At 66.7% G+C, this 19689-nt stretch carries 19 protein-coding genes and 2 tRNA genes; 13 read left to right on the plus strand and 8 right to left on the minus strand.

Annotated elements, in window-relative coordinates:
* Positions 1 to 241: porin (locus MKK53_RS22125; protein ID WP_243930927.1), on the minus strand; the 241-nt coding region annotated here is incomplete at its 3' end.
* Positions 242 to 714: 473 nt separating this feature from the next.
* Between MKK53_RS22125 and MKK53_RS22130 the strand changes: the two genes are divergently transcribed.
* Positions 715 to 1602, plus strand: a complete 888-nt coding sequence (locus tag MKK53_RS22130) for a DMT family transporter (protein WP_243930928.1) — start codon at positions 715 to 717, stop codon at positions 1600 to 1602.
* Between the two features lie 7 nt (positions 1603 to 1609).
* On the opposite strand, the gene MKK53_RS22135 is transcribed toward MKK53_RS22130, so the two are convergent.
* On the minus strand, positions 1610 to 2038 hold the full coding sequence (locus MKK53_RS22135; RefSeq protein WP_409564418.1) for a cupin domain-containing protein: 429 nt from the start codon (positions 2036 to 2038) through the stop codon (positions 1610 to 1612).
* Positions 2039 to 2215: 177 nt separating this feature from the next.
* On the opposite strand from MKK53_RS22135, the gene MKK53_RS22140 reads away from it, so the two are divergent.
* Positions 2216 to 2842, plus strand: coding sequence for a ribonuclease D (locus tag MKK53_RS22140; RefSeq protein WP_243930930.1), 627 nt, complete (start codon positions 2216 to 2218; stop codon positions 2840 to 2842).
* Between the two features lie 989 nt (positions 2843 to 3831).
* Here MKK53_RS22140 and glnA read toward each other — a convergent pair.
* The 3 genes from glnA to MKK53_RS22155 form a co-directional block, all read right to left on the minus strand.
* Complete coding sequence (glnA, locus tag MKK53_RS22145) at positions 3832 to 5241, minus strand: type I glutamate--ammonia ligase (RefSeq protein ID WP_243930931.1); 1410 nt, start codon at positions 5239 to 5241, stop codon at positions 3832 to 3834.
* Positions 5242 to 5389: 148 nt separating this feature from the next.
* A complete protein-coding gene (locus MKK53_RS22150) occupies positions 5390 to 5731 on the minus strand; it encodes a hypothetical protein (RefSeq protein WP_243930932.1) in 342 nt (113 codons plus the stop codon).
* 157 nt (positions 5732 to 5888) lie between these two features.
* Complete coding sequence (locus tag MKK53_RS22155; protein ID WP_243930933.1) at positions 5889 to 6320, minus strand: hypothetical protein; 432 nt, start codon at positions 6318 to 6320, stop codon at positions 5889 to 5891.
* Positions 6321 to 6585: 265 nt separating this feature from the next.
* Between MKK53_RS22155 and MKK53_RS22160 the strand changes: the two genes are divergently transcribed.
* On the plus strand, positions 6586 to 7620 hold the full coding sequence (locus MKK53_RS22160; protein ID WP_243930934.1) for a glutamine synthetase beta-grasp domain-containing protein: 1035 nt from the start codon (positions 6586 to 6588) through the stop codon (positions 7618 to 7620).
* Positions 7621 to 7880: 260 nt separating this feature from the next.
* Here MKK53_RS22160 and MKK53_RS22165 read toward each other — a convergent pair whose 3' ends face one another.
* Positions 7881 to 8054: a DUF2735 domain-containing protein gene (locus MKK53_RS22165; RefSeq protein WP_243930935.1), complete on the minus strand. Its 174-nt coding sequence runs from the start codon at positions 8052 to 8054 to the stop codon at positions 7881 to 7883.
* A gap of 167 nt (positions 8055 to 8221) precedes the next feature.
* Complete coding sequence (locus tag MKK53_RS22170; RefSeq protein WP_238248076.1) at positions 8222 to 8560, minus strand: P-II family nitrogen regulator; 339 nt, start codon at positions 8558 to 8560, stop codon at positions 8222 to 8224.
* Positions 8561 to 8743: 183 nt separating this feature from the next.
* On the opposite strand from MKK53_RS22170, the gene MKK53_RS22175 reads away from it, so the two are divergent.
* Positions 8744 to 10264 carry an NAD(P)H-hydrate dehydratase gene (locus MKK53_RS22175; protein ID WP_243930936.1) on the plus strand — a complete coding sequence of 507 codons (1521 nt, stop codon included), beginning with the start codon at positions 8744 to 8746 and terminating at the stop codon, positions 10262 to 10264.
* A gap of 43 nt (positions 10265 to 10307) precedes the next feature.
* On the opposite strand, the gene MKK53_RS22180 is transcribed toward MKK53_RS22175, so the two are convergent.
* Positions 10308 to 11849: a multicopper oxidase family protein gene (locus MKK53_RS22180; RefSeq protein WP_409564395.1), complete on the minus strand. Its 1542-nt coding sequence runs from the start codon at positions 11847 to 11849 to the stop codon at positions 10308 to 10310.
* A gap of 167 nt (positions 11850 to 12016) precedes the next feature.
* Between MKK53_RS22180 and MKK53_RS22185 the strand changes: the two genes are divergently transcribed.
* The 9 genes from MKK53_RS22185 (at position 12017) to MKK53_RS22220 (ending at position 19414) form a co-directional block, all read left to right on the plus strand.
* Positions 12017 to 12101, plus strand: a tRNA-Leu gene (locus MKK53_RS22185).
* Between the two features lie 121 nt (positions 12102 to 12222).
* Positions 12223 to 13620 (plus strand): trigger factor, encoded by a 1398-nt coding sequence (tig, locus tag MKK53_RS22190; protein WP_243930937.1) that lies wholly within the window; start codon positions 12223 to 12225, stop codon positions 13618 to 13620.
* 126 nt (positions 13621 to 13746) lie between these two features.
* The gene (locus tag MKK53_RS22195; RefSeq protein ID WP_243930938.1) at positions 13747 to 14373 is read left to right on the plus strand and encodes an ATP-dependent Clp protease proteolytic subunit; all 627 of its coding nucleotides are present in this window, start codon (positions 13747 to 13749) and stop codon (positions 14371 to 14373) included.
* A gap of 178 nt (positions 14374 to 14551) precedes the next feature.
* Complete coding sequence (clpX, locus tag MKK53_RS22200; RefSeq protein WP_243930939.1) at positions 14552 to 15823, plus strand: ATP-dependent Clp protease ATP-binding subunit ClpX; 1272 nt, start codon at positions 14552 to 14554, stop codon at positions 15821 to 15823.
* A 240-nt stretch (positions 15824 to 16063) separates the two neighbouring features.
* Entirely contained in the window at positions 16064 to 18493 is a 2430-nt protein-coding gene (gene lon, locus MKK53_RS22205) for an endopeptidase La (RefSeq protein ID WP_243930940.1), read from the plus strand.
* Between the two features lie 123 nt (positions 18494 to 18616).
* Positions 18617 to 18692: transfer RNA gene (locus tag MKK53_RS22210), tRNA-Val, on the plus strand.
* 181 nt (positions 18693 to 18873) lie between these two features.
* Complete coding sequence (locus MKK53_RS25490) at positions 18874 to 18996, plus strand: hypothetical protein (RefSeq protein ID WP_279599213.1); 123 nt, start codon at positions 18874 to 18876, stop codon at positions 18994 to 18996.
* Positions 18997 to 18998: 2 nt separating this feature from the next.
* On the plus strand, positions 18999 to 19190 hold the full coding sequence (locus MKK53_RS22215; RefSeq protein WP_243930941.1) for a hypothetical protein: 192 nt from the start codon (positions 18999 to 19001) through the stop codon (positions 19188 to 19190).
* Entirely contained in the window at positions 19187 to 19414 is a 228-nt protein-coding gene (locus tag MKK53_RS22220) for a hypothetical protein (RefSeq protein ID WP_243930942.1), read from the plus strand. The genes MKK53_RS22215 and MKK53_RS22220 overlap by 4 nt, the downstream gene beginning before the upstream one ends.
* The last annotated feature ends 275 nt before the right edge of the window (positions 19415 to 19689 follow it).

The following is a 19689-nucleotide window of genomic DNA, read 5'->3' on the forward strand; positions in this document are numbered from 1 at the left end:
CGCCGTTGCCCTGGCCGCGGCTGAGGGGGGCCTGGTAGCCGTACTCGAAGCGGGCGCGGCCCGAGAGGCGCAGGCAGGTGTCGGTGCCGGGGATGTAGAAGAAGCCGGCGCCGTAGGCCGAGCACACACGGACGAACTCGATCGGAACGGCCTTCTTCACCGGAAGGTCGGCTGCGTGGGCGGCGCCCATGGCGGCCAGCGCGGCTGCCGAACCGAGCAGAGAGCTCTTCAAGAGCTTCATCATCATCTCCAAAGCTTCGAGACCCAAGATGCGGACTGCTCGGTGTTCCGAGTCTTGCCGCGTTCTTTTATTTGATCTGGCCCGCGTCTTAATTGGCGGGCTCCAGCGGGCCGTCGCTTGGCGATGCCCCCGTGCAGGGTCACCATGTGCGAACGGGGGGAGCGTAGCAACTTGGATTTGTTCGGGTCAGCCTCGTTGCGATCTGATGTTGCCAGTCCGCAACAATTTCCGAAGGCTATAGCCGGCAAAGGCTTGCGTCCTGTGCATGGAGCTCGCCCCGGATGCCGGATCTGCCCATCGTGAGAGCAGTGTACCGGTATCCCGGCCCGCCGCGATGAATGGTTTTCCACTTCCGCGGGGGGCTTCGACCGGATTTCCGTCCTCCTGCCGAGTCGCTTTGGCGCCCAATCGGCGCGGGAGGCGGTATGACGCCCGCCGCCGGCCCGGTTCCGGCTGGGGGAAGATGAGAGACGATGACAGCCGCCCCCCTGCCGATCGCGACCGCCCGCGCCACGTTCATCGGGTTCGGCGCGATCCTCCTGTGGTCGCTCCTCGCCCTGTTCACCGTGGCCTCGGGGGGCGTCCCGCCCTTCCAGCTCGCGGCGATCACCTTCCTGATCGGCGGCCTGGCCGGTTGCGCGGGCTTCGTCCTGCGGCCCGGGCGGGTGCGGGTCCTCCGGCAGCCGCCGACGGTGTGGCTCCTCGGGGTCGGCGGCCTGTTCGGCTACCATGCCTTGTATTTCGCCGCCCTGCGGCTCGCGCCCCCCGCCGAGGCCGGCCTCGTCAACTATCTCTGGCCGCTGCTGATCGTGCTGTTCTCGGCCCGGCTTCCGGGGGCGGGGGGCCTGCGGCCAGGGCACGTCGCGGGGGCGCTGCTCGGCTTTGCGGGGGTGGCGGTCCTGTTGACAGGGCGCGATTCCGGTTTCACCGCCGCGGCGCTGCCGGGATACGCGGCGGCCCTGGCGGCGGCGTTCGTGTGGGCGGCCTATTCCGTCCTGTCCACCCGGGCCGGCGCGGTTCCCACGGAGGCCGTCGCCGGCTTCTGCCTCGTCACCGGCCTCCTGAGCCTCGCCTGCCACCTCGGCCTGGAGCGCACCGTCTGGCCGGACGTGCCCTCCGCCTGGGCCGCCATCGTCCTCCTCGGCCTGGGGCCGGTGGGGGCCGCGTTCTATCTCTGGGACATCGGCTGCAAGCGGGGCGACGTGAGGCTGCTCGGCGTCGCCGCCTACGCCGCCCCGATCCTCTCGACGCTGATCCTCGTGGCGACGGGCTACGCCCCGGCGACGCCGGCCCTGGCCTTGTCCTGCCTCCTCATCGTGGCGGGCGCCCTCTGCGCGGTGCGTGCCTCGCGGGTGGCCTGAGCCGCCCTCACGACCGGGGGAGGGGGCGCCAGTCCGGCGGGGCGAGCTCGAACCCGGCGAAATCGAAGCCCGGCGCCACCGTGCAGCCGACCAGGGTCCAGGCCCCGAGGCTCGTGGCGGTCTGCCAATGGCCGGCGGGGACGACGAATTGCGGCCGCTGCCCGCGCAGGATCTCCGGCCCGAGGTGGTGGGCCGACGCGTCGTGGCCGTTGGGGCTGACACTGATGACGAGGGGCGCGCCGGCATACCAGTGCCAGATCTCGGCGGCATCGACCCGGTGCCAGGCCGAGACCTCGCCCACATCCAGCAGGAAATAGATGGCCGTCCCCGCCGAGCGCCCGTTGGCCTCGACGGGATCGCGGAACGTCTCGCGGTAATGGCCGCCCTCGGGGTGCGGCTGCAGGCCGAGGGCGGCGATCACGCCGGCCGCGTTCATGGAGGCGATGTCTTGCATGGGCCGCGTGTCTCCGAGTTCCGCGCGAGGGTGGAGCGATGAGCTTACACCGCCCGCCCGGTGGATCGGCGGGAAAGTCGGGGGGGAGCCGCCGCCTTGTCCGCCCCTGCGGCCGGTGATACCCGCCGGCCTTTCCCCGACGCCGAGCCAGACCGTTCCGTGAGCCAGAACCCGAACGTCCGCCTTCACCGCGGAGACCTGCCCGCCTCCTACGATCCCGGTCCGTCGGTCGCCATCGACACCGAAACCCTCGGCCTGAACCCGCACCGGGACCGGCTCTGCGTGGTGCAGCTCTCCAAGGGCGACGGCACGGCCGATGTCGTCCAGATCCTGCCCGGCGGTCCGCCCCCGGCGACGCTCATCCGCGTGCTCGGGGATGACGCGGTGCTGAAGCTCTTTCACTTCGCCCGGTTCGACCTCGCGGTGCTGTTCCACCGGCTCGGGGTGATGCCCTCGCCGGTCTACTGTACCAAGATCGCCTCCAAGCTCGCCCGCACCTACACCGACCGCCACGGCCTGAAGGACGTGGTCCGCGAGACGGTGGGGGTCGACCTGTCGAAGCAGCAGCAATCCTCCGACTGGGGCGCCGACAAACTCACCCAGGCGCAGCTCGATTACGCCGCCTCTGACGTGCTGCACCTCCACGCGGCCAAGGCGAAGCTCGATTCGATGCTCGCGCGCGAGGGGCGCACCGATCTGGCCGAAGCGTGCTTCCGATTCCTGCCGGCCCGGGCCCGGCTCGATCTGCTCGGCTGGGACGAGGCCGACATCTTCGCGCACAGCTGAGGGCCGGATGCCCTCCACCGCGACCATTGGCGCCGGGAGACAGCGTAGCAATGCTGCGTTGAAGCCCGTGTGAGGTTTTGCGGTGACGGTATCAGCCGCGGACATTGCTAGATTGCGACTGCCCGAGCTTAGCGACTGGGCCAGATCCTCCTCGCCGGTCACTTCCCGATCAGGCCGGCGAGGAGGGTCCGTCTGACCGCTCCTTCAGAGCCGATCAGACACCGCGCGGAGAAACCTCCGAAGCTCCTGCCCATCGTCGAAGACCGTGTCTGCCGGGGACGATGACCACGGCTTGCAGCGATCTTCTCCGGAGATAGAGATGATTTCGGAGGCGAATCTGTTCCGGATTATCTCTGGATGGGTCCAAAAAGCTGGTTAAACTCGTTTCAATTTGAGAAAATTTCAAAAGCAGCTTGATAAGACTTCGAATCAAGTTTGCAAAAATCTAGTGAAACTACAATTTTAAAAACCCAACGGTGACCGAATAGGCGGTGCAAGCGTAAAATCAGCGCTGACCCGCCGGGACACGTGACTGATTGGGATTGAATGCTCGGATAGCGAGACCGATGCACATGCGTGCGGCCACGATCTGCGTAGCCCCGATGCGTCGGTCCATCCGTCGGTGAATGATCTCTTGCCACGCATCCCTTCGACCGAGGTCGATAGGCAGGCAACGGAGAGGATCGACGACGGGATATGATGGAAATCAGCCCCTATCCGGGATCGAAAGCCGCTCGGGGGACGAGCTTGTCGGGACAACCGCCGCTTTAGACCCCACTGCCGCCGATCCGAAGACAACGAGCCGACGGTCTGAGCTCCCTCGGATCGTGATTTCACGCGAAGCGAGTCCGGCAGCCGGGAAACCTCAAGAGGCGCACGGCTGGGGTGCTTCGCGCGCCGTGTACCGGTGGCACGACTTGCTCAGCAGCCCGATGCTGTGAGATCGGCCCGCGGTCGGAGGCGGCCTCGCGGGCCGCCTCCGTGTCGCATCAGAGCGAGTAGTACTGCACGAACTCGATCGGGTGCGGGGTCATCTCGTAGCGCAGCACCTCGGCCATCTTCAGCTCGATGAACGAATCGATCTGGTCCTCGGTGAACACGTCGCCGGCGGTGAGGAAGGCGCGGTCCTTGTCGAGGCTGGTGAGGGCTTCACGCAGCGAGCCGCAGACGGTCGGGATCTGGCGCAGCTCCTTCGGCGGCAGGTCGTAGAGGTCCTTATCCATCGCCGCGCCGGGGTCGATCTTGTTGCGGATGCCGTCGAGCCCGGCCATCAGCAGCGCCGAGAAGGCGAGGTAGGGGTTGGCGGTCGGATCGGGGAAGCGGACCTCGACGCGCTTGGCGTTGGGGCTCTTGGTCCACGGGATCCGGCAGGAGGCCGAACGATTGCGGGCGGAGTAGGCCAGCAGCACGGGGGCCTCGTACCCCGGCACCAGCCGCTTATACGAGTTGGTGGAGGGGTTGGTGAAGGCGTTCAGCGCCTTGGCATGGCGGATGATGCCGCCGATGAAATACAGACAATCCTGGCTCAGCCCGGCATACTTGTCGCCCGCGAACAGCGGCTTGCCGTCCTTCCACAGGGACAGGTGCACGTGCATCCCCGAGCCGTTGTCGCCGTAGACGGGCTTGGGCATGAAGGTCGCGGTCTTGCCGTAGCTCTGCGCGACGTTGTGGATGCAGTACTTGTAGATCTGCAGGTGGTCGGCGATCGTGGTGAGGGTGTCGTACTTCAGGCCGAGCTCGTGCTGGGCGCTCGCCACCTCGTGGTGGTGCTTCTCGACGGTGGCGCCCATGGCGGCCATGGCGGCCAGCATCTCGCCGCGCATGTCCTGCGCCGAATCCTGCGGCGGAACCGGGAAGTAGCCGCCCTTCATCTGGATCCGGTGGCCGAGGTTGCCGCCCTCGTAATCGGTGAAGCCGTTGGTCGGCAGCTCGGTCGAATCGAGCTCGAAGCCGGTCTTGTACGGGTCGGCGGAGAACTTCACGTCATCGAACACGAAGAACTCGGCCTCGGGGCCGACATAGACGGTGTCCGCGATGCCGATCTCCTGAAGGTAGGCCTCGGCGCGCTTGGCCGTGCAGCGGGGATCGCGGCCGTAGGGCTCGCCGCTTTCCGGCTCCAGGACGTCGCAGACGACGGACAGGGTCGAAGCCGAGAAGAACGGGTCCATGCAGGCGGTGGACGGATCGGGCATCAGCAGCATGTCTGACTCGTTGATCGCCTTCCAGCCGGCGATCGAGGAGCCGTCGAACATCTGGCCCTCGGAGAAGAAGGCATCGTCCACCATCGAGACGTCGAAGGTTACGTGCTGCCACTTGCCGCGCGGGTCGGTGAAGCGGAGGTCGACGTAGCGGACGTCGTTGTCCCGGATCGTCTTGAGCACTTCGGCTGCGGTGGTCATCGAGGCGTCTCTCCTGGCTTTCGTTCAGCCGGGCCGACCCATACAGCCCGGCTCGGCTCGGCACCACCCGGGCCGTGGGAATCACCCCGAAGCCGTGGGCTCAATGAATCCGCATCGGGCATCCGCGCGCTGCGGTCCGACCTCCAAGTCAGAGCCGATCTCGCGTCATCCTCAGGAAGTCCTTGAATCCTTCTGCCGAGCGGAAATAAATATCACTGTCCGTCGCCGACCAAAGTCGCTGCAATTCCTGGTGTGTGAGGTTTGATTCGAGTATCTTGTCGATAAAATTAAGTAATTTAGCTCTTTTAATTCCATCATAGTTTTTGGTTATGCGGTCAATAATTTCCTCAAACGAGTCTCCGAGCAGGTAAAGATCCTGAATGAACATGCGACCATATTGTTTAAATTCGTCGGATGGCTGAATTTTACTCACCGTCGTTTCGCGGATAGGCCGTGATAATGCGATAGCCACGTACTCTTGTTGAATCATTTACGATGAACACGCCGACACTATATGTGTTGCGCATGTAAGGTTCCAAGCCATCTTTACTATAAGCTTCGCGTCCCGTTGGGTAGCCGAAACGCCGAGTTATGAAGATTTCCTCTGTTCTCCCTTCGGCTACCGAATCGACCTGTGCTGAATTCGCTTACAAAGTTCTATTGACAAAATCGTTTGCAGCTTCGAATGAGGAAAATGAGCCGACGCGTCTCCTGACAGTTGTGAGAAGATATGTCCGATACTGCTCGTTCCGAACACGCTGCAGCATCTCTAGATCTGTCTTCTCCACATGCATTTTAATGGCATGGCTGCCGCCACGTTCTTCCTCGCGCAAATCAACGCTGTAGCGTCGGTCATCGTGATCTGCGACAAAGATAATTTTAGCATCATCTTGCGGAGAATCCTGAGCAGCTTCGCCTCCGTTCGTCCACTGGCCGCCATCTGGTTCGCCAGCCGGAACGCGCGGTTGATTTGGGTTGAAGGTTTTGAGGAACAGTCCGCATTGAAGAAAGGCCACCTGCACCTTCAAGGCTGAAAGGCGCCAACGTTGCCGCTGGATTTTGGACGGTAACGATTCCATCCCGCTGCCTCCGATCTAGCGGACCTATTATAGGATAATAGGCAGATTCGCAAGAAAAAAGGCTTGAGAAGTCCGACTCGATCGTTCGATCGGCGCACGACTCTGTGATCGACTGGGATGGAACATCGCAACTTACGCCGCGCCAATGGCACGATGCGTGCTTAGGGTTCGGCGACCGTTGCAAGGCGGCGTGCCGTTCGCCGGAGCCCCATGATCTGCGGGGCGCCGCGTCGACAAGGGATCGAGGGATCGGCGAGAGACCGGAATGACAAAATACAAGCTCGAGTATATATGGCTCGACGGCTACACGCCGGTGCCAAATCTGCGCGGCAAGACGCAGATCAAGGAATTCGACAGCTTCCCGACCCTCGACCAACTTCCGATGTGGGGCTTCGACGGGTCGTCCACGAAGCAGGCCGAGGGTGGCAGCTCCGACTGCATGTTGAAGCCCGTGCGCCACTTCCCCGACCCGGCCCGCAAGAACGGCGTGCTGGTGCTCTGCGAAGTGATGATGCCGGACGGCAAGACCCCGCACGAGTCGAACAAGCGCGCCACCATCCTCGATGACGCGGGCGCGTGGTTCGGTTTCGAGCAGGAGTACTTCTTCTACAAGGACGGCCGTCCCCTCGGCTTCCCCGGGCAGGGCTACCCGGCCCCGCAGGGCCCGTACTACACCGGCGTCGGCTATTCGAACGTCGGCGACGTCGCCCGCAAGATCGTCGAGGAGCACCTCGACCTCTGCCTCGATGCCGGCATCAACCACGAGGGCATCAACGCCGAGGTGGCCAAGGGCCAGTGGGAATTCCAGATCTTCGGCAAGGGCTCCAAGAAGGCCGCCGACGAGATGTGGATGGCCCGCTACCTGCTGCAGCGCCTCTGCGAGACGTATTGCATCGACGTCGAGTACCACTGCAAGCCGCTCGGCGACACCGATTGGAACGGGTCGGGCATGCACTGCAACTTCTCGACCTCCCATATGCGCGAAGTCGGCGGCAAGGAGTATTTCGAGAGCCTGATGAAGGCCTTCGAGACGAATATCGAAGACCACATCGCCGTCTACGGCCCCGACAACCACATGCGCCTCACCGGCAAGCATGAGACGGCGCCGTGGAACAAGTTCAGCTACGGCGTGGCTGACCGCGGCGCTTCGATCCGCGTGCCCCACTCGTTCGTCAACAACGGCTACAAGGGCTACCTTGAGGACCGCCGTCCGAACTCCCAGGGCGACCCCTACCAGATCGCCTCGCAGGTCCTGAAGACCATCGCCTCGGTCCAGTCCGCCCAGTCCGCCGCGGCCTGAAGACCGACCGGTCTGTCTGAATGCGAAAAGCCGGGCCCTCGCGCCCGGCTTTTCCGTTGAAGCATCTCCCGCGCAATCCCCGCATCTCAGGCGAAGCGCCCTGGAGTCGCGAAGGGGGGCGACGCCCCTACCGTCATTGCAGGCGAAGCGACCGACTGTCCTCGCATCCTCCGCGGTGCTCGCGAAGGCGGAATGCGTCGCGAAGACCTGTCGAGGCGTCCGGACTTGTCAGGTCAGACTTTCAGGACGAGGCCGGAGACTCAGCGGCCGCGGGTGCGGTCGTCGTCGCGGATCGCGGCTTCGTGGTACCACGCGCCACCGGTCACGGCGGGGGTGGGTTTGGCCGCCACGGTCGGCTGGCGCCGTGTCTGTGCACGGCGGAACGCGGCCAGATCGTAGACTTTCGCGGCCTCGCGGAGGTCGGTGGCGCCCATCGTACAGCCCTCCAGGCTGTTGTCGGCGACCGGATGGGCCACCTCGTCAGGAGGGATGTAAGGTCTCGGGGCGCCGGCAACCATGGCTGGCCGCCCTTTGCCGGATATTCGTGCAAGTCCGAAAAGAAGGCAGCGGCCGAATAGTGCGGCTCAGCTTGCCACGGAACTCAGATTGCGTCCGGCCCGGTCTCGCCGGTTCGGATGCGGATCGCCTCCTCGATGGTCGAGACGAAGATCTTGCCATCCCCGATGCGGCCGGTCTGGGCGGATTTGCGGATCGCGTCCACGGCGCCTTCGACCAGCGCGTCCGAGAGGACGATCTCGAGCTTCACCTTCGGCAGGAAGTCGACCACGTATTCGGCGCCCCGGTAGAGCTCCGTATGGCCCTTCTGGCGCCCGAAGCCCTTGGCTTCGATCACGGTGATCCCCTGGAGGCCGACCTCCTGGAGGGCCTCCTTCACTTCGTCCAGCTTGAAGGGCTTGATGATCGCTTCGATCTTCTTCATGCCGCTCGGGCCTGTCTGTCAACGCGACGGGACAGTACCATCGCGGCAGGCCAGCCGCCACGGCGTTTTGCTCCGGCCCTGCCGCAAACAGCCCAATCGGTGTGCATTTCCTGCGCATCCTTGAGGCGATCGCCGCGGATTTGTCCACAAAGTGAGCATCGAATGGTCGAGGCGAGGGCAGAGATGGCGGTGGGGACACGCGTGCTCAGCGTCGCGGCGGTGGCCCGGCTCGATGCGGCGGCCATCGCCGGCGGCGTGCCGGGAATCGCGCTGATGGAGGCGGCGGGTTCGGCCGTGGCCGGGCGCGCCCGCATCCTCGCGCCGGCCGGGGGCCGCGTTCTGGTTCTGTGCGGGCCGGGCAACAACGGCGGCGACGGTTTCGTGGCGGCCCGGCACCTCGCGGGGGCGGACTACGCGGTGACCCTGGTGCTCCTTGGCGAGCGCGGCGCCCTCGAGGGCGATGCCGCCCTGGCCGCGGGGGAATGGACCGGCCCGGTTCTCTCCGATCTGCCCGACGATCTCGGCGGCGTCCACCTCGTGATCGATGCGCTGTTCGGCGCCGGCCTGTCCCGGGAGCTCGACGGAGCGGCCCGCGCCATGGTCGACAGGGTGGCCAAGGCCCGGTTGCCGGTGCTGGCGGTGGATGTGCCGAGCGGCGTCGATGGCGACAGCGGCGCGGTGCGCGGTGCGGCCCTCCAAGCGGTCGAGACCGTGACCTTCGTCGCCCTCAAGCCGGCGCATCTGCTCGAACCCGGCCGAGGCCTGTGCGGGCGGGTCGAGGTGGTGCAGATCGGGGCGGGTGCGGACGCCATCGCCGCGGGGCTCGCGGCATCCCTGCCGCCGCTTCACCGCAACGGGCCCGACCTGTGGGGGGCGGCCTTCCCGCGCCTCGACGGGGCGAGCCACAAATACACCCGCGGCCACGCCGTCATCCTGTCGGGGCCCGCCACGCGGACCGGCGCGGCGCGCCTCGCGGCCCGGGCGGCCCTGCGCGTCGGGGCCGGGCTCGTGACGCTGGCCTCGCCCGCCGGGGCGTTGGCGGAGAACGCCGCCCAGCTCACCGCCATCATGCTCCGCCGCTGCGAGGACCCGGACGACCTCGATGACCTGCTGGCCGACGAGCGCCTGAACGCCATCCTCATGGGGCCGGGCCTCGGCGTCGGCGAACCGACCCGGGAGCGCATCGCGGTGGCGGCGTCGGCCGGGCGCAGCCTCGTCCTCGACGCCGACGCCCTGACGAGCTTTGCCGGGGAGGCCAAGCACCTCGCCGGCCTTCTGGCCGATGGCGGGGGCGAGGCGGTGCTGACGCCCCATGCCGGCGAGTTCGCCCGCCTGTTCGACGACACGAAGGTGCTGCGGGCCGGCAGCAAGGTCGCCTGCGCCCGGGCGGCGGCGGCCTTGATGAAGGCGGTGGTCGTGTTCAAGGGGGCGGACACGGTGGTGGCCCACCCGGACGGGCGCGCCGCCATCAACGCCCATGGCAGCCCGTATCTGGGGACGGCGGGGTCCGGCGATGTGCTCGGCGGCCTCGTCGCGGGGTTGCTGGCGCAGGGCATGCCCGCCTTCGAGGCCGCCTGCACGGCGGTCTGGCTGCACGGCGACGCCGGCCTGCGCCACGGCCCCGGCCTCATCGCCGAGGACCTCCCGGAACTGATGCCGGCCGTCCTCTCGGGGCTGGCGGAGCGGTGGGGCACGGCTGTCTGAGGCGCGGCCCCGGCACCGCGCCCCTCGTCGCCGGGCGGACCCGTCAGGTCACCTCGAACATCGTCCAGAGCCCGGTGTCGAACCGCTCCAGCACCGTGGCGCTGATCAGCCACTTGCCGGGGTTGTCGGCCAGGAAGGCGATCCGCGCGGTGCGGCCTTCGAGGAGCTGGAACGTGTCGAGCCAGTAGGGCTCCCAGCCGTCGTCCAGGGGGTGGAGCAGGCGGAAGCAGTGCCCGTGCAGGTGCAGGGCTTGCGGGAAGGCGGTGTCGTTGCGCAGCGCCAGCACCACCACCTGCCCGCGCTTCACCGAGAAGATCGGCGGCATTCCCGCCGCGGCGCTGGTGCCGTTGATGGCCCAGACCTTCTGCGGATCGCCGGTATAGACCGGCTCGGGGGCGGCCTTGTCCTTGGCTTCCTTGGCCTCCTTCGGGATGAAGGCGCCCCCGGTGATGACCACGTCCCGCCGCATGGCGTTCTGGAGCTTCACCTCCGCGGGGAGCTTCTTGTTCTCACCGATGGGGCCGATGGGGGGGCGGGCCTGCCCGAGCTTTGCGCCCCTGGTGGTGACGCTCGCCAGGGTCAGTCCCTGGCCGATCAGCGCGATGACGCTCGCGGTGGCGCCCTCCTCCTCCGGCAGGTCGATCATCAGGTCGTAGCGGCTGCCTGGGGGGAAGGGCAGGGTGGCCCGCAGGGGCTCGAAGGTGTCGGTGGGCTGCCCGTCCACCGCCGCGACGTAGACTTTCACCCCCTCGAACCGCAGGCGGGTTCCCCGGGCGCTGCAGCCGTTGGCGACCCGCAGGCGGATCCGGCTCCCCGGCCGGGCCTCGACGGCCTGCGGAACCGAGCCGCCATTCACGGTGACGGCGTTGCCGAGCCGGCCGTTGGTGGCGGCGAAGGAGGTCTGGCCGAAGGGCATCAGGCTGCCGTCGGCCTCCAGCCGCCAATCCTGCACCAGCAGCCCGAGATCGGCGTCGACGGCGGGGGGGCTCGCCTCCTCCACCACGAGCAGGCCGGCGAGGCCCCGCCCCGACGGTTCGCTCGCCCCGCCCACCACGAGGGGGCGGATCAGGAAGGTGCCCGCGTCGGGGGGCGTGAACGCGTACAGGAACTCGCCCCCGGGGGGGACGGGGGCCTGGGTGACACCGCCGACGCCGTCCATGGCGTTCACGTTGCGCACCCCATGCCAATGCAGCGAGAGCGGCTTGTCGGTGCCGTTGCGCAGCATCAGCCGCACCGGCTGGCCGAGCTTGATTCGGACGAGGGGCGGGGCGCTGCGCCCGTCGAAGCACCAGATCGCCGTCTCCGGGGCGGGCTCCGGCCGCAGGCGGGCCTTGCCGGGCGCGGCTTGGAGCCCGGCGGCCTCCGTCGGCGGTGCCGCGGGGGCCGGGGCAGGCGCCGGGGCGGGGGCGGGTGCCTTGCCGGGTCCGGGGGGGCGGCCCTGCGCCCGGGCCTGGCCCGCGAGGCCGAGCGCCGCGAGGCCGCCCATCAGCGCGCGCCGGGAGGGGGAGGCCGGTCCCCCCCGGTCCGGGCCGTGGGAATCGGCCGGCGAGTCGGCGGCGGATGGCGGCGTGAACGTGGCAGCCATGGGTCCTCGTGGGCGTCGGGAGAGCGACGCTCCATAACTGTGCGGAGGCGGGTGCGCCACCGGAGCCGCAAGCCCGTGGGAAGCTCAAGTTTTTTGCTGCGGGCGCCGCCACGCGTGCTATAGGGCGCGCTTCCGGCGGCCGGCGACGGGCCGGGTTGTCGGCGCGCGCGGGCGTGGCGGAACTGGTAGACGCGCTGGATTTAGGTTCCAGTGTCGCAAGACGTGGGGGTTCGAGCCCCTCCGCCCGCACCAGGCCCACCCGCGACGGCAGGTTTCCACCTGTCCCTGCCGACGCCCGCCCCCCAGCCGCCGCAGAACCTCGACCCGGCTTCGATGGGGCGGGGCCGCACACGATTCTGGAAGAGCGACGACGATGCAGGTCACCGAGATCAACACCCAGGGCCTCAAGCGGGAATATCAGGTCCTGCTGGCCGCCCAGGAACTCGAGGAGCGCCTGACCAGCGAACTCGCCGGCATGAAGGACAAGGTGCAGCTGAAGGGCTTCCGCCCCGGCAAGGTGCCGGTCGCCCACCTGCGCAAGGTCTACGGGCGCTCGGTGATGGCCGACGTCGTCCAGAACGCCGTGAACGAGGCGAATCGCAAGATCGTCACCGACAACAACCTGAAGCTCGCCCTCGAGCCGCAGATCGAGTTCCCCTCCGATCAGAAGGAGGTCGAGAAGGCCCTGGACGCCAAGGCCGACCTCGCCTTCAAGGTCGCCCTGGAGGTGATGCCGACCTTCGAGCTGGCCGACCTGTCCGACGTGAGCCTGACCAAGCTCGTCGCCACCCCGTCCGACGAAGAGGTGACCGAGGCCCTGGACCGCATGGCCGGGCAGAGCCGCCCGTTCGCCGACCGTGACGAGGGCGCCGCCGCCGAGGCGGGCGACCGGGTCACCATCGACTTCGTCGGCCGCATCGACGGCGAGGAGTTCCAGGGGGGCAAGGGTGAGGGCGTCGACCTCGAACTCGGCTCCAACACCTTCATCCCCGGCTTCGAAGACCAGATCGTCGGCGCCAAGGTCGGCGACCAGCGCACCGTGAAGGTCACCTTTCCGGAGGCCTACGGCGCCGAGCAGCTCGCCGGCAAGGATGCCGAGTTCGACGTGACCGTCACGAAGATCCAGCAGCCCGGCGAGGCGAAGATCGACGACGAGTTCGCCAAGACGATGGGCATGGACACCCTCGACGCGCTCAAGGAGGCCATCTCCAAGGCGATCGGCACCGACTACGAGGCCGCCTCGCGCCGTCGCCTGAAGAAGGAACTCCTGGACGCCCTCGACGGTAAGTATGCATTCGAGCTGCCCCCGTCCCTGGTCGCGCAGGAATTCGCGGCGGTGTGGGCGCAGGTCGAGCAGGACCTGAAGACGCGCGGGAAGACCTTCGAGGACGAGGGCACCGACGAGGAAAAGGCCCAGGCCGAGTACCGGAAGATCGCCGAACGTCGCGTCCGCCTCGGCCTCGTGCTTGCGCAGGTCGGCGAGAGCGCCGATATCAAGGTCTCCGACGAGGAGGTCAATCAGGCGCTCATCGCCCGGGTGCGGCAGTTCCCCGGCCAGGAGCAGCAGGTGTGGGACTTCTACCGTAAGAACGCGCAGGCGCTCGCTGAGCTGCGGGCCCCCCTGTTCGAAGAAAAGGTAGTTGACCATGTCCTCGGTCAGGTCAAAGTCGTAGAAGAGCCCGTCGCGAAGGACGCCCTGTTCGCCGACGACGAGGAAGACGAGACGACCGGCGAGAAGCCGGCTGTGAAGGCCGCCGATTCGGCCGAGTAGGCCCGCGCCGTCCGAGGGCAGCGGGCAACCACTTTAGGCGATGGTTAAGCATCGTCGTTGTTCGCTGACATGCCCGGGGGCCCGTGATTCGGCGGGCCCCGGGCCTCACCCCCGGGGCAGGATGAGATGAGAGATCCGATCGACGTCTACAACAATGCCCTCGTTCCGATGGTGGTCGAGCAATCGAGCCGCGGCGAGCGCGCCTTCGACATCTACTCCCGCCTGCTGCGTGAGCGGATCATCTTCCTGACCGGGCCGGTCGAGGATTACGGCGCGTCGCTCATCGTGGCGCAGCTCCTGTTCCTCGAAGCCGAGAATCCGAAGAAGGAAATTTCCTTCTACATCAACTCGCCCGGCGGCGTGGTGACGTCGGGCCTGTCGATCTACGACACGATGCAGTTCATCCGCTGCCCGGTGACGACGCTCTGCGTCGGCCAAGCCGCCTCGATGGGGTCGCTCCTGCTCACCGCCGGCGAGCCCGGCCACCGGTTCGCCCTGCCGAACGCCCGGATCATGGTCCACCAGCCCTCCGGCGGGTTCCAGGGCCAGGCGACGGACATCCTGATCCATGCCCGCGAGATCGAGGCCCTGAAGCGGCGCCTCAACGAGATCTACGTGAAGCACACCGGCCGGGAATACGACACGATCCATCAGGCCCTGGAGCGCGACAACTTCATGACCGCGGACGCGGCCAAGGAGTTCGGATTGATCGACGAGGTCATCCAGAAGCGGCCCGAACCGGCTGCAGCCTGACCCTCGGACCATGCTGCCGCGGCCTTGATCCTGCCGCGGCAGCATGTTTGCATCGGGGGTTGTGACCTCACGGTCAAAGGCGCGCAGCACACTGTTTCTTTAAGCGAACCCCCTTACGTTTCACGAAATGGACATGCGCCCCGTTGCCGGCAGCGCATGTGGGGAATCGGAGACCGATATGAGCAAGTCTGGCGGCAACGACTCCAAGAGCACGCTGTATTGCTCGTTCTGCGGCAAGAGCCAGCACGAGGTCCGCAAGCTCATCGCCGGCCCGACTGTGTTCATCTGCGACGAGTGCGTCGAGCTGTGCATGGACATCATCCGTGAGGAGTCGAAGTCCTCCCTCGTCAAGAGCCGTGACGGGGTGCCGACGCCGAAGGAGATCCGCCGCGTCCTCGATGATTATGTCATCGGCCAGGATTTCGCGAAGAAGGTCCTCTCCGTCGCGGTGCACAACCATTACAAGCGGCTCGCCCACGCGACGAAGCACAACGACGTCGAGCTGGCCAAGTCGAACATCATGCTGATCGGGCCCACCGGCTCGGGCAAGACCTTGCTCGCGCAGACGCTGGCCCGCATCCTCGATGTGCCGTTCACCATGGCCGACGCGACGACGCTGACCGAGGCCGGCTACGTCGGCGAGGACGTCGAGAACATCATCCTCAAGCTGCTCCAGGCGTCGGACTACAACGTCGAGCGGGCCCAGCGCGGCATCGTCTACATCGACGAGATCGACAAGATCTCCCGCAAGTCGGACAACCCTTCGATCACCCGCGACGTGTCGGGCGAGGGCGTGCAGCAGGCGCTCCTGAAGATCATGGAGGGCACCGTGGCCTCCGTGCCTCCGCAGGGCGGCCGCAAGCACCCGCAGCAGGAGTTCCTGCAGGTCGACACCACCAACATCCTGTTCATCTGCGGCGGCGCCTTCGCGGGGCTTGAGCGGATCATCTCCCAGCGCGGCAAGGGCACCTCGATCGGCTTCGGTGCCGCCGTGCAGGCCCCGGACGACCGCCGCACCGGCGAGATCTTCCGCTCGGTGGAGCCGGAGGACCTGTTGAAGTTCGGCCTGATCCCCGAGTTCGTCGGCCGCCTGCCGGTCCTGGCGACGCTGGAGGACCTGGACGAGGCCGCCCTGAAGAAGATCCTTCAGGAGCCGAAGAACGCGCTGGTGAAGCAGTACCAGCGCCTGTTCGAGATGGAGAACGTCGATCTGACGTTCCAGGACGAGGCCCTGTCCCTCGTCGCCCGCAAGGCGATCGAGCGGAAGACCGGCGCCCGCGGCCTGCGGTCGATCCTGGAGACGATCCTGCTCGACACGATGTACGACCTGCCGGGCCTCGAATCGGTCGAGCAGGTGGTGATCGGCCCCGAGGTGGTCGAGGGCAAGTCGCGCCCGCTCTACATCCATGGCGAGCGCGGCAAGGAAGCGCCCGCCAGCGTCAGCGCCTGAGTGCGACACGGCGGCCCGGCTCCATGCCGGGCCCCCAGCCCCGATCTTCCTTGAAAGCGGATCCGGGTGTTTCCATCTCAGGCTGAGCGCAGTGGCCGTATGCTCCCTAGAGGTACGGTACCGCGTCACCAGCCGCCCAATCTTCCTTGACAGACCCTCGCGGCCCGGTCGGCCGTGCCGGCATGCTTGCTTCCTTTATGGAGGAGCGTGCGGCCCGGCAATCCTGATGAGGTTTCCGATATGACCCAGTCGAAATCGCGCCAGCCGGTCATTCCCGGCTCGACGGGCTCCTATGCCGTCCTGCCGCTGCGCGACATCGTCGTCTTCCCGCACATGATCGTGCCGTTGTTCGTGGGGCGAGAGAAGTCGATCCGCGCGCTCGAAGAGGCTGTCCGCTCCGACCGCCACATCCTCCTCGCGACCCAGATCAATGCCGGTGACGACGACCCGGCCACCGACGCCATCTACAAGATCGGCACGCTCGCCAGCGTCCTGCAGCTCCTGAAGCTGCCCGACGGCACCGTGAAGGTGCTGGTCGAGGGCGTTGGCCGTGCCAAGATCGCGAACTTCTCCCGCTCCGACGAGTACTACGAGGCGACGGCGCTGGCGCTCCACGATGAGCTCGGCGACCAGGTCGAGGCCGAAGCCCTCGCGCGCTCGGTGCTCTCGGAGTTCGAGAACTACGTCAAGCTGAACAAGAAGATCTCCCCCGAGGTCGTCTCCGCCGTGACCCAGATCGACGAGCCGTCCAAGCTCGCCGACACGATCGGTTCTCACCTGCTCGTCAAGATCGCCGACAAGCAGGGCATCCTGGAGATGTCCACCGTCGCCCAGCGCCTGGAAAAGGTGCTGTCGCTGATGGAGAGCGAGATCTCCGTGCTCCAGGTGGAGAAGCGCATCCGGACCCGCGTGAAGCGGCAGATGGAGAAGACCCAGCGCGAGTACTACCTGAACGAGCAGATGAAGGCGATCCAGAAGGAGCTTGGCGACTCCGAGGACGGCCGCGACGAGCTGGCCGAGCTCGAGGAGAAGATCGAGAAGACCAAGTTCACCAAGGAAGCCCGCGAGAAGGCGACGGCCGAGCTGAAGAAGCTGCGCCAGATGTCGCCGATGTCGGCCGAGGCGACGGTGGTGCGCAACTACCTCGACTGGATGCTCGGCATCCCGTGGGGCAAGCGCTCGAAGATCAAGAAGGACCTCCTCGGCGCCCAGGCGATGCTGGACGAGGACCATTTCGGCCTCGACAAGGTGAAGGAGCGGATCGTCGAGTACCTCGCCGTGCAGCAGCGGGCGAACAAGCTCACCGGTCCGATCCTCTGCCTCGTCGGTCCTCCCGGCGTCGGCAAGACCTCCCTCGGCAAGTCCATCGCCAAGGCGACCGGCCGTGAGTTCGTGCGCATGTCGCTCGGCGGCGTCCGGGACGAAGCCGAGATCCGCGGCCACCGCCGGACCTATATCGGCTCGATGCCGGGCAAGATCGTCCAGTCGATGCGCAAGGCCAAGACGTCCAACCCGCTCATCCTGCTCGACGAGATCGACAAGATGGGCATGGACTTCCGCGGCGACCCGTCGGCGGCCCTCCTCGAGGTGCTGGATCCCGAGCAGAACGCGACGTTCAACGACCATTACCTCGAGGTCGACTACGACCTGTCGAACGTGATGTTCGTGACGACGGCGAACACGCTCAACATCCCGGCGCCGCTGATGGACCGGATGGAGATCATCCGGATCGCCGGCTACACCGAGGAAGAGAAGGTCGAGATCGCCCGCAAGCACCTGATCCCGGGCGCCATGAAGAAGCATGGCCTCGACAAGAAGGAGTGGTCGATCACCGATGACGGGCTGATGATGCTGGTGCGCCGCTACACGCGGGAAGCCGGCGTCCGGAACCTGGAGCGGGAAATCTCCAACCTCGCCCGCAAGGCGGTAAAGGAGATCCTGATCACCAAGGCGAAGTTCGTCGAGGCCAGCGAAGAGAACCTGCCCGTCTTCCTCGGCCCGCCGAAGTTCCGCTACGGCGAGATCGACGCGGACGATCAGGTCGGCGTGGTGACGGGTCTGGCCTGGACCGAGGTCGGCGGCGAGTTGCTGACGATCGAGGGTGTCATGATGCCCGGCAAGGGCAAGATGACGGTGACGGGCAACCTGAAGGACGTGATGAAGGAGTCGATTTCGGCGGCGGCGAGCTACGTCCGCTCCCGGGCCCTCGATTACGGCATCGAGCCGCCGCTCTTCGAGCGCCGGGACATCCACGTCCACGTTCCGGAGGGCGCGACCCCGAAGGACGGCCCGTCCGCCGGCATCGCCATGGCTACGGCCATCGTCTCGACGCTCACGGGGATCCCCGTGCGCCGTGACATCGCGATGACGGGTGAGGTGACGCTCCGTGGCCGGGTCCTGCCGATCGGTGGCCTGAAGGAGAAGCTCCTGGCCGCCCTCCGCGGGGGCATCAAGACGGTGCTGATCCCGGAGGAGAACGCCAAGGACATCGCCGAGGTGCCCGACAGCGTGAAGAACGGCCTGGAGATCGTGCCGGTCTCCCGGATGGAGCAGGTGCTTGAGCGAGCGCTGCTGCGCAAGCCCGAGCCGATCGAGTGGGACGAGCCCCTTCCGCCGGTGAAGCCCGCCGCCCGCCCGGACGAGGAAGGCGCGACCTTCATCGCTCACTAACGGGGCTGCGCTGACACTACGACGCCCGGAGTCGCAAGGCTCCGGGCTTTGTCGTGGGCACCGCCTGGGTGGACGGCGCCCCTTGCGTCGGCGCCCGGCAATGCCGTATCGAACCCCGCGTCCGGGCGGTTAGCTCAGTTGGTAGAGCGTCTCCTTTACACGGAGAGGGTCGGCGGTTCGAGCCCGTCACCGCCCACCAATTATTTTAATGGCTTAGCGATTTATCTGCTTACCAGAGTTTCGGTGTTGTAAGCACATAGTAAGCAGGCGACTGAAATTTCTCGGTCCGATCTCATCTTTTCGACATGGACGATACGGCCTCCTTGCGCGACGTAGCTGCTCTGGATGCAACCCGAGCGCTGGGAGCCTTCGGTCGCCGCGTGAAGCCTCCTACGCCTGTCCGGCCGCACTGGCTGGTGGACGGCGAGGCCTTCACCCTAACCGAGTTGCTGATCCTGGCGTCCTTCGCGAAGCTCCTGCCACCGCCGGAGCGGGAGAGGTAGCCGTGGCAAAGGAACCGCCCAAGGCAGAACAGCTTCTCGACCTCGTCGAAGCGCTCCTCCACATTCGTGCGGTCGTCGAGGCAACGGCGGACCAGGCCTACGGCACACCTTCAGAGGCCGCCTTCCGCATGATCCGTGATTTGGTGGATAGGGCGGTCCCGCAGCGACGCCGGCAGCGTCGCCCAAAGGAATGATCCCTCCCCTCCGCGGGAAGCAGCTCGCCGCCCTGCGCGCGGTCGCCGGAACGCCGAGCGGTCTCCGGCTCAAGGCCTATCCGAGCGCGATGCCGCTGCTGGTCGAGATGGGCCTGGTCGAGGAGCGGGGCGGGTCCCGGGTCAGCCATCCCAGCGGCCGGGCGTGGTTCCTGACGGTGGCTGGACGGGAAACGATCCGGCGATACGGTGGGGATGAGAGATGATGAGAGCGACGTATTTCCGCGCAGTCCGCACTTGGGGCATGGAGCAAGCCAGTCCGACCGTGTAGTGATTTCGCGGCTAGCGCAGGGAGATCATAGTGAGCGAGCCGAGTAATGATCCGAGCGCTGATAGGGCCCTGGACGACCTCCCGCCCTATGAGAGTTGCTGGCATCCTGGCGGCCACGCCGGATCGACACCCTCGTATCAGGATGGGGCATTTCGATCCGAATTCTCGGAGCACGCAAGCCCCAATACTGCAACGCCTGACGATATCCGT

It is taken from the genome of Methylobacterium sp. J-076 (assembly GCF_022829405.1).
Classification (GTDB): domain Bacteria; phylum Pseudomonadota; class Alphaproteobacteria; order Rhizobiales; family Beijerinckiaceae; genus Methylobacterium.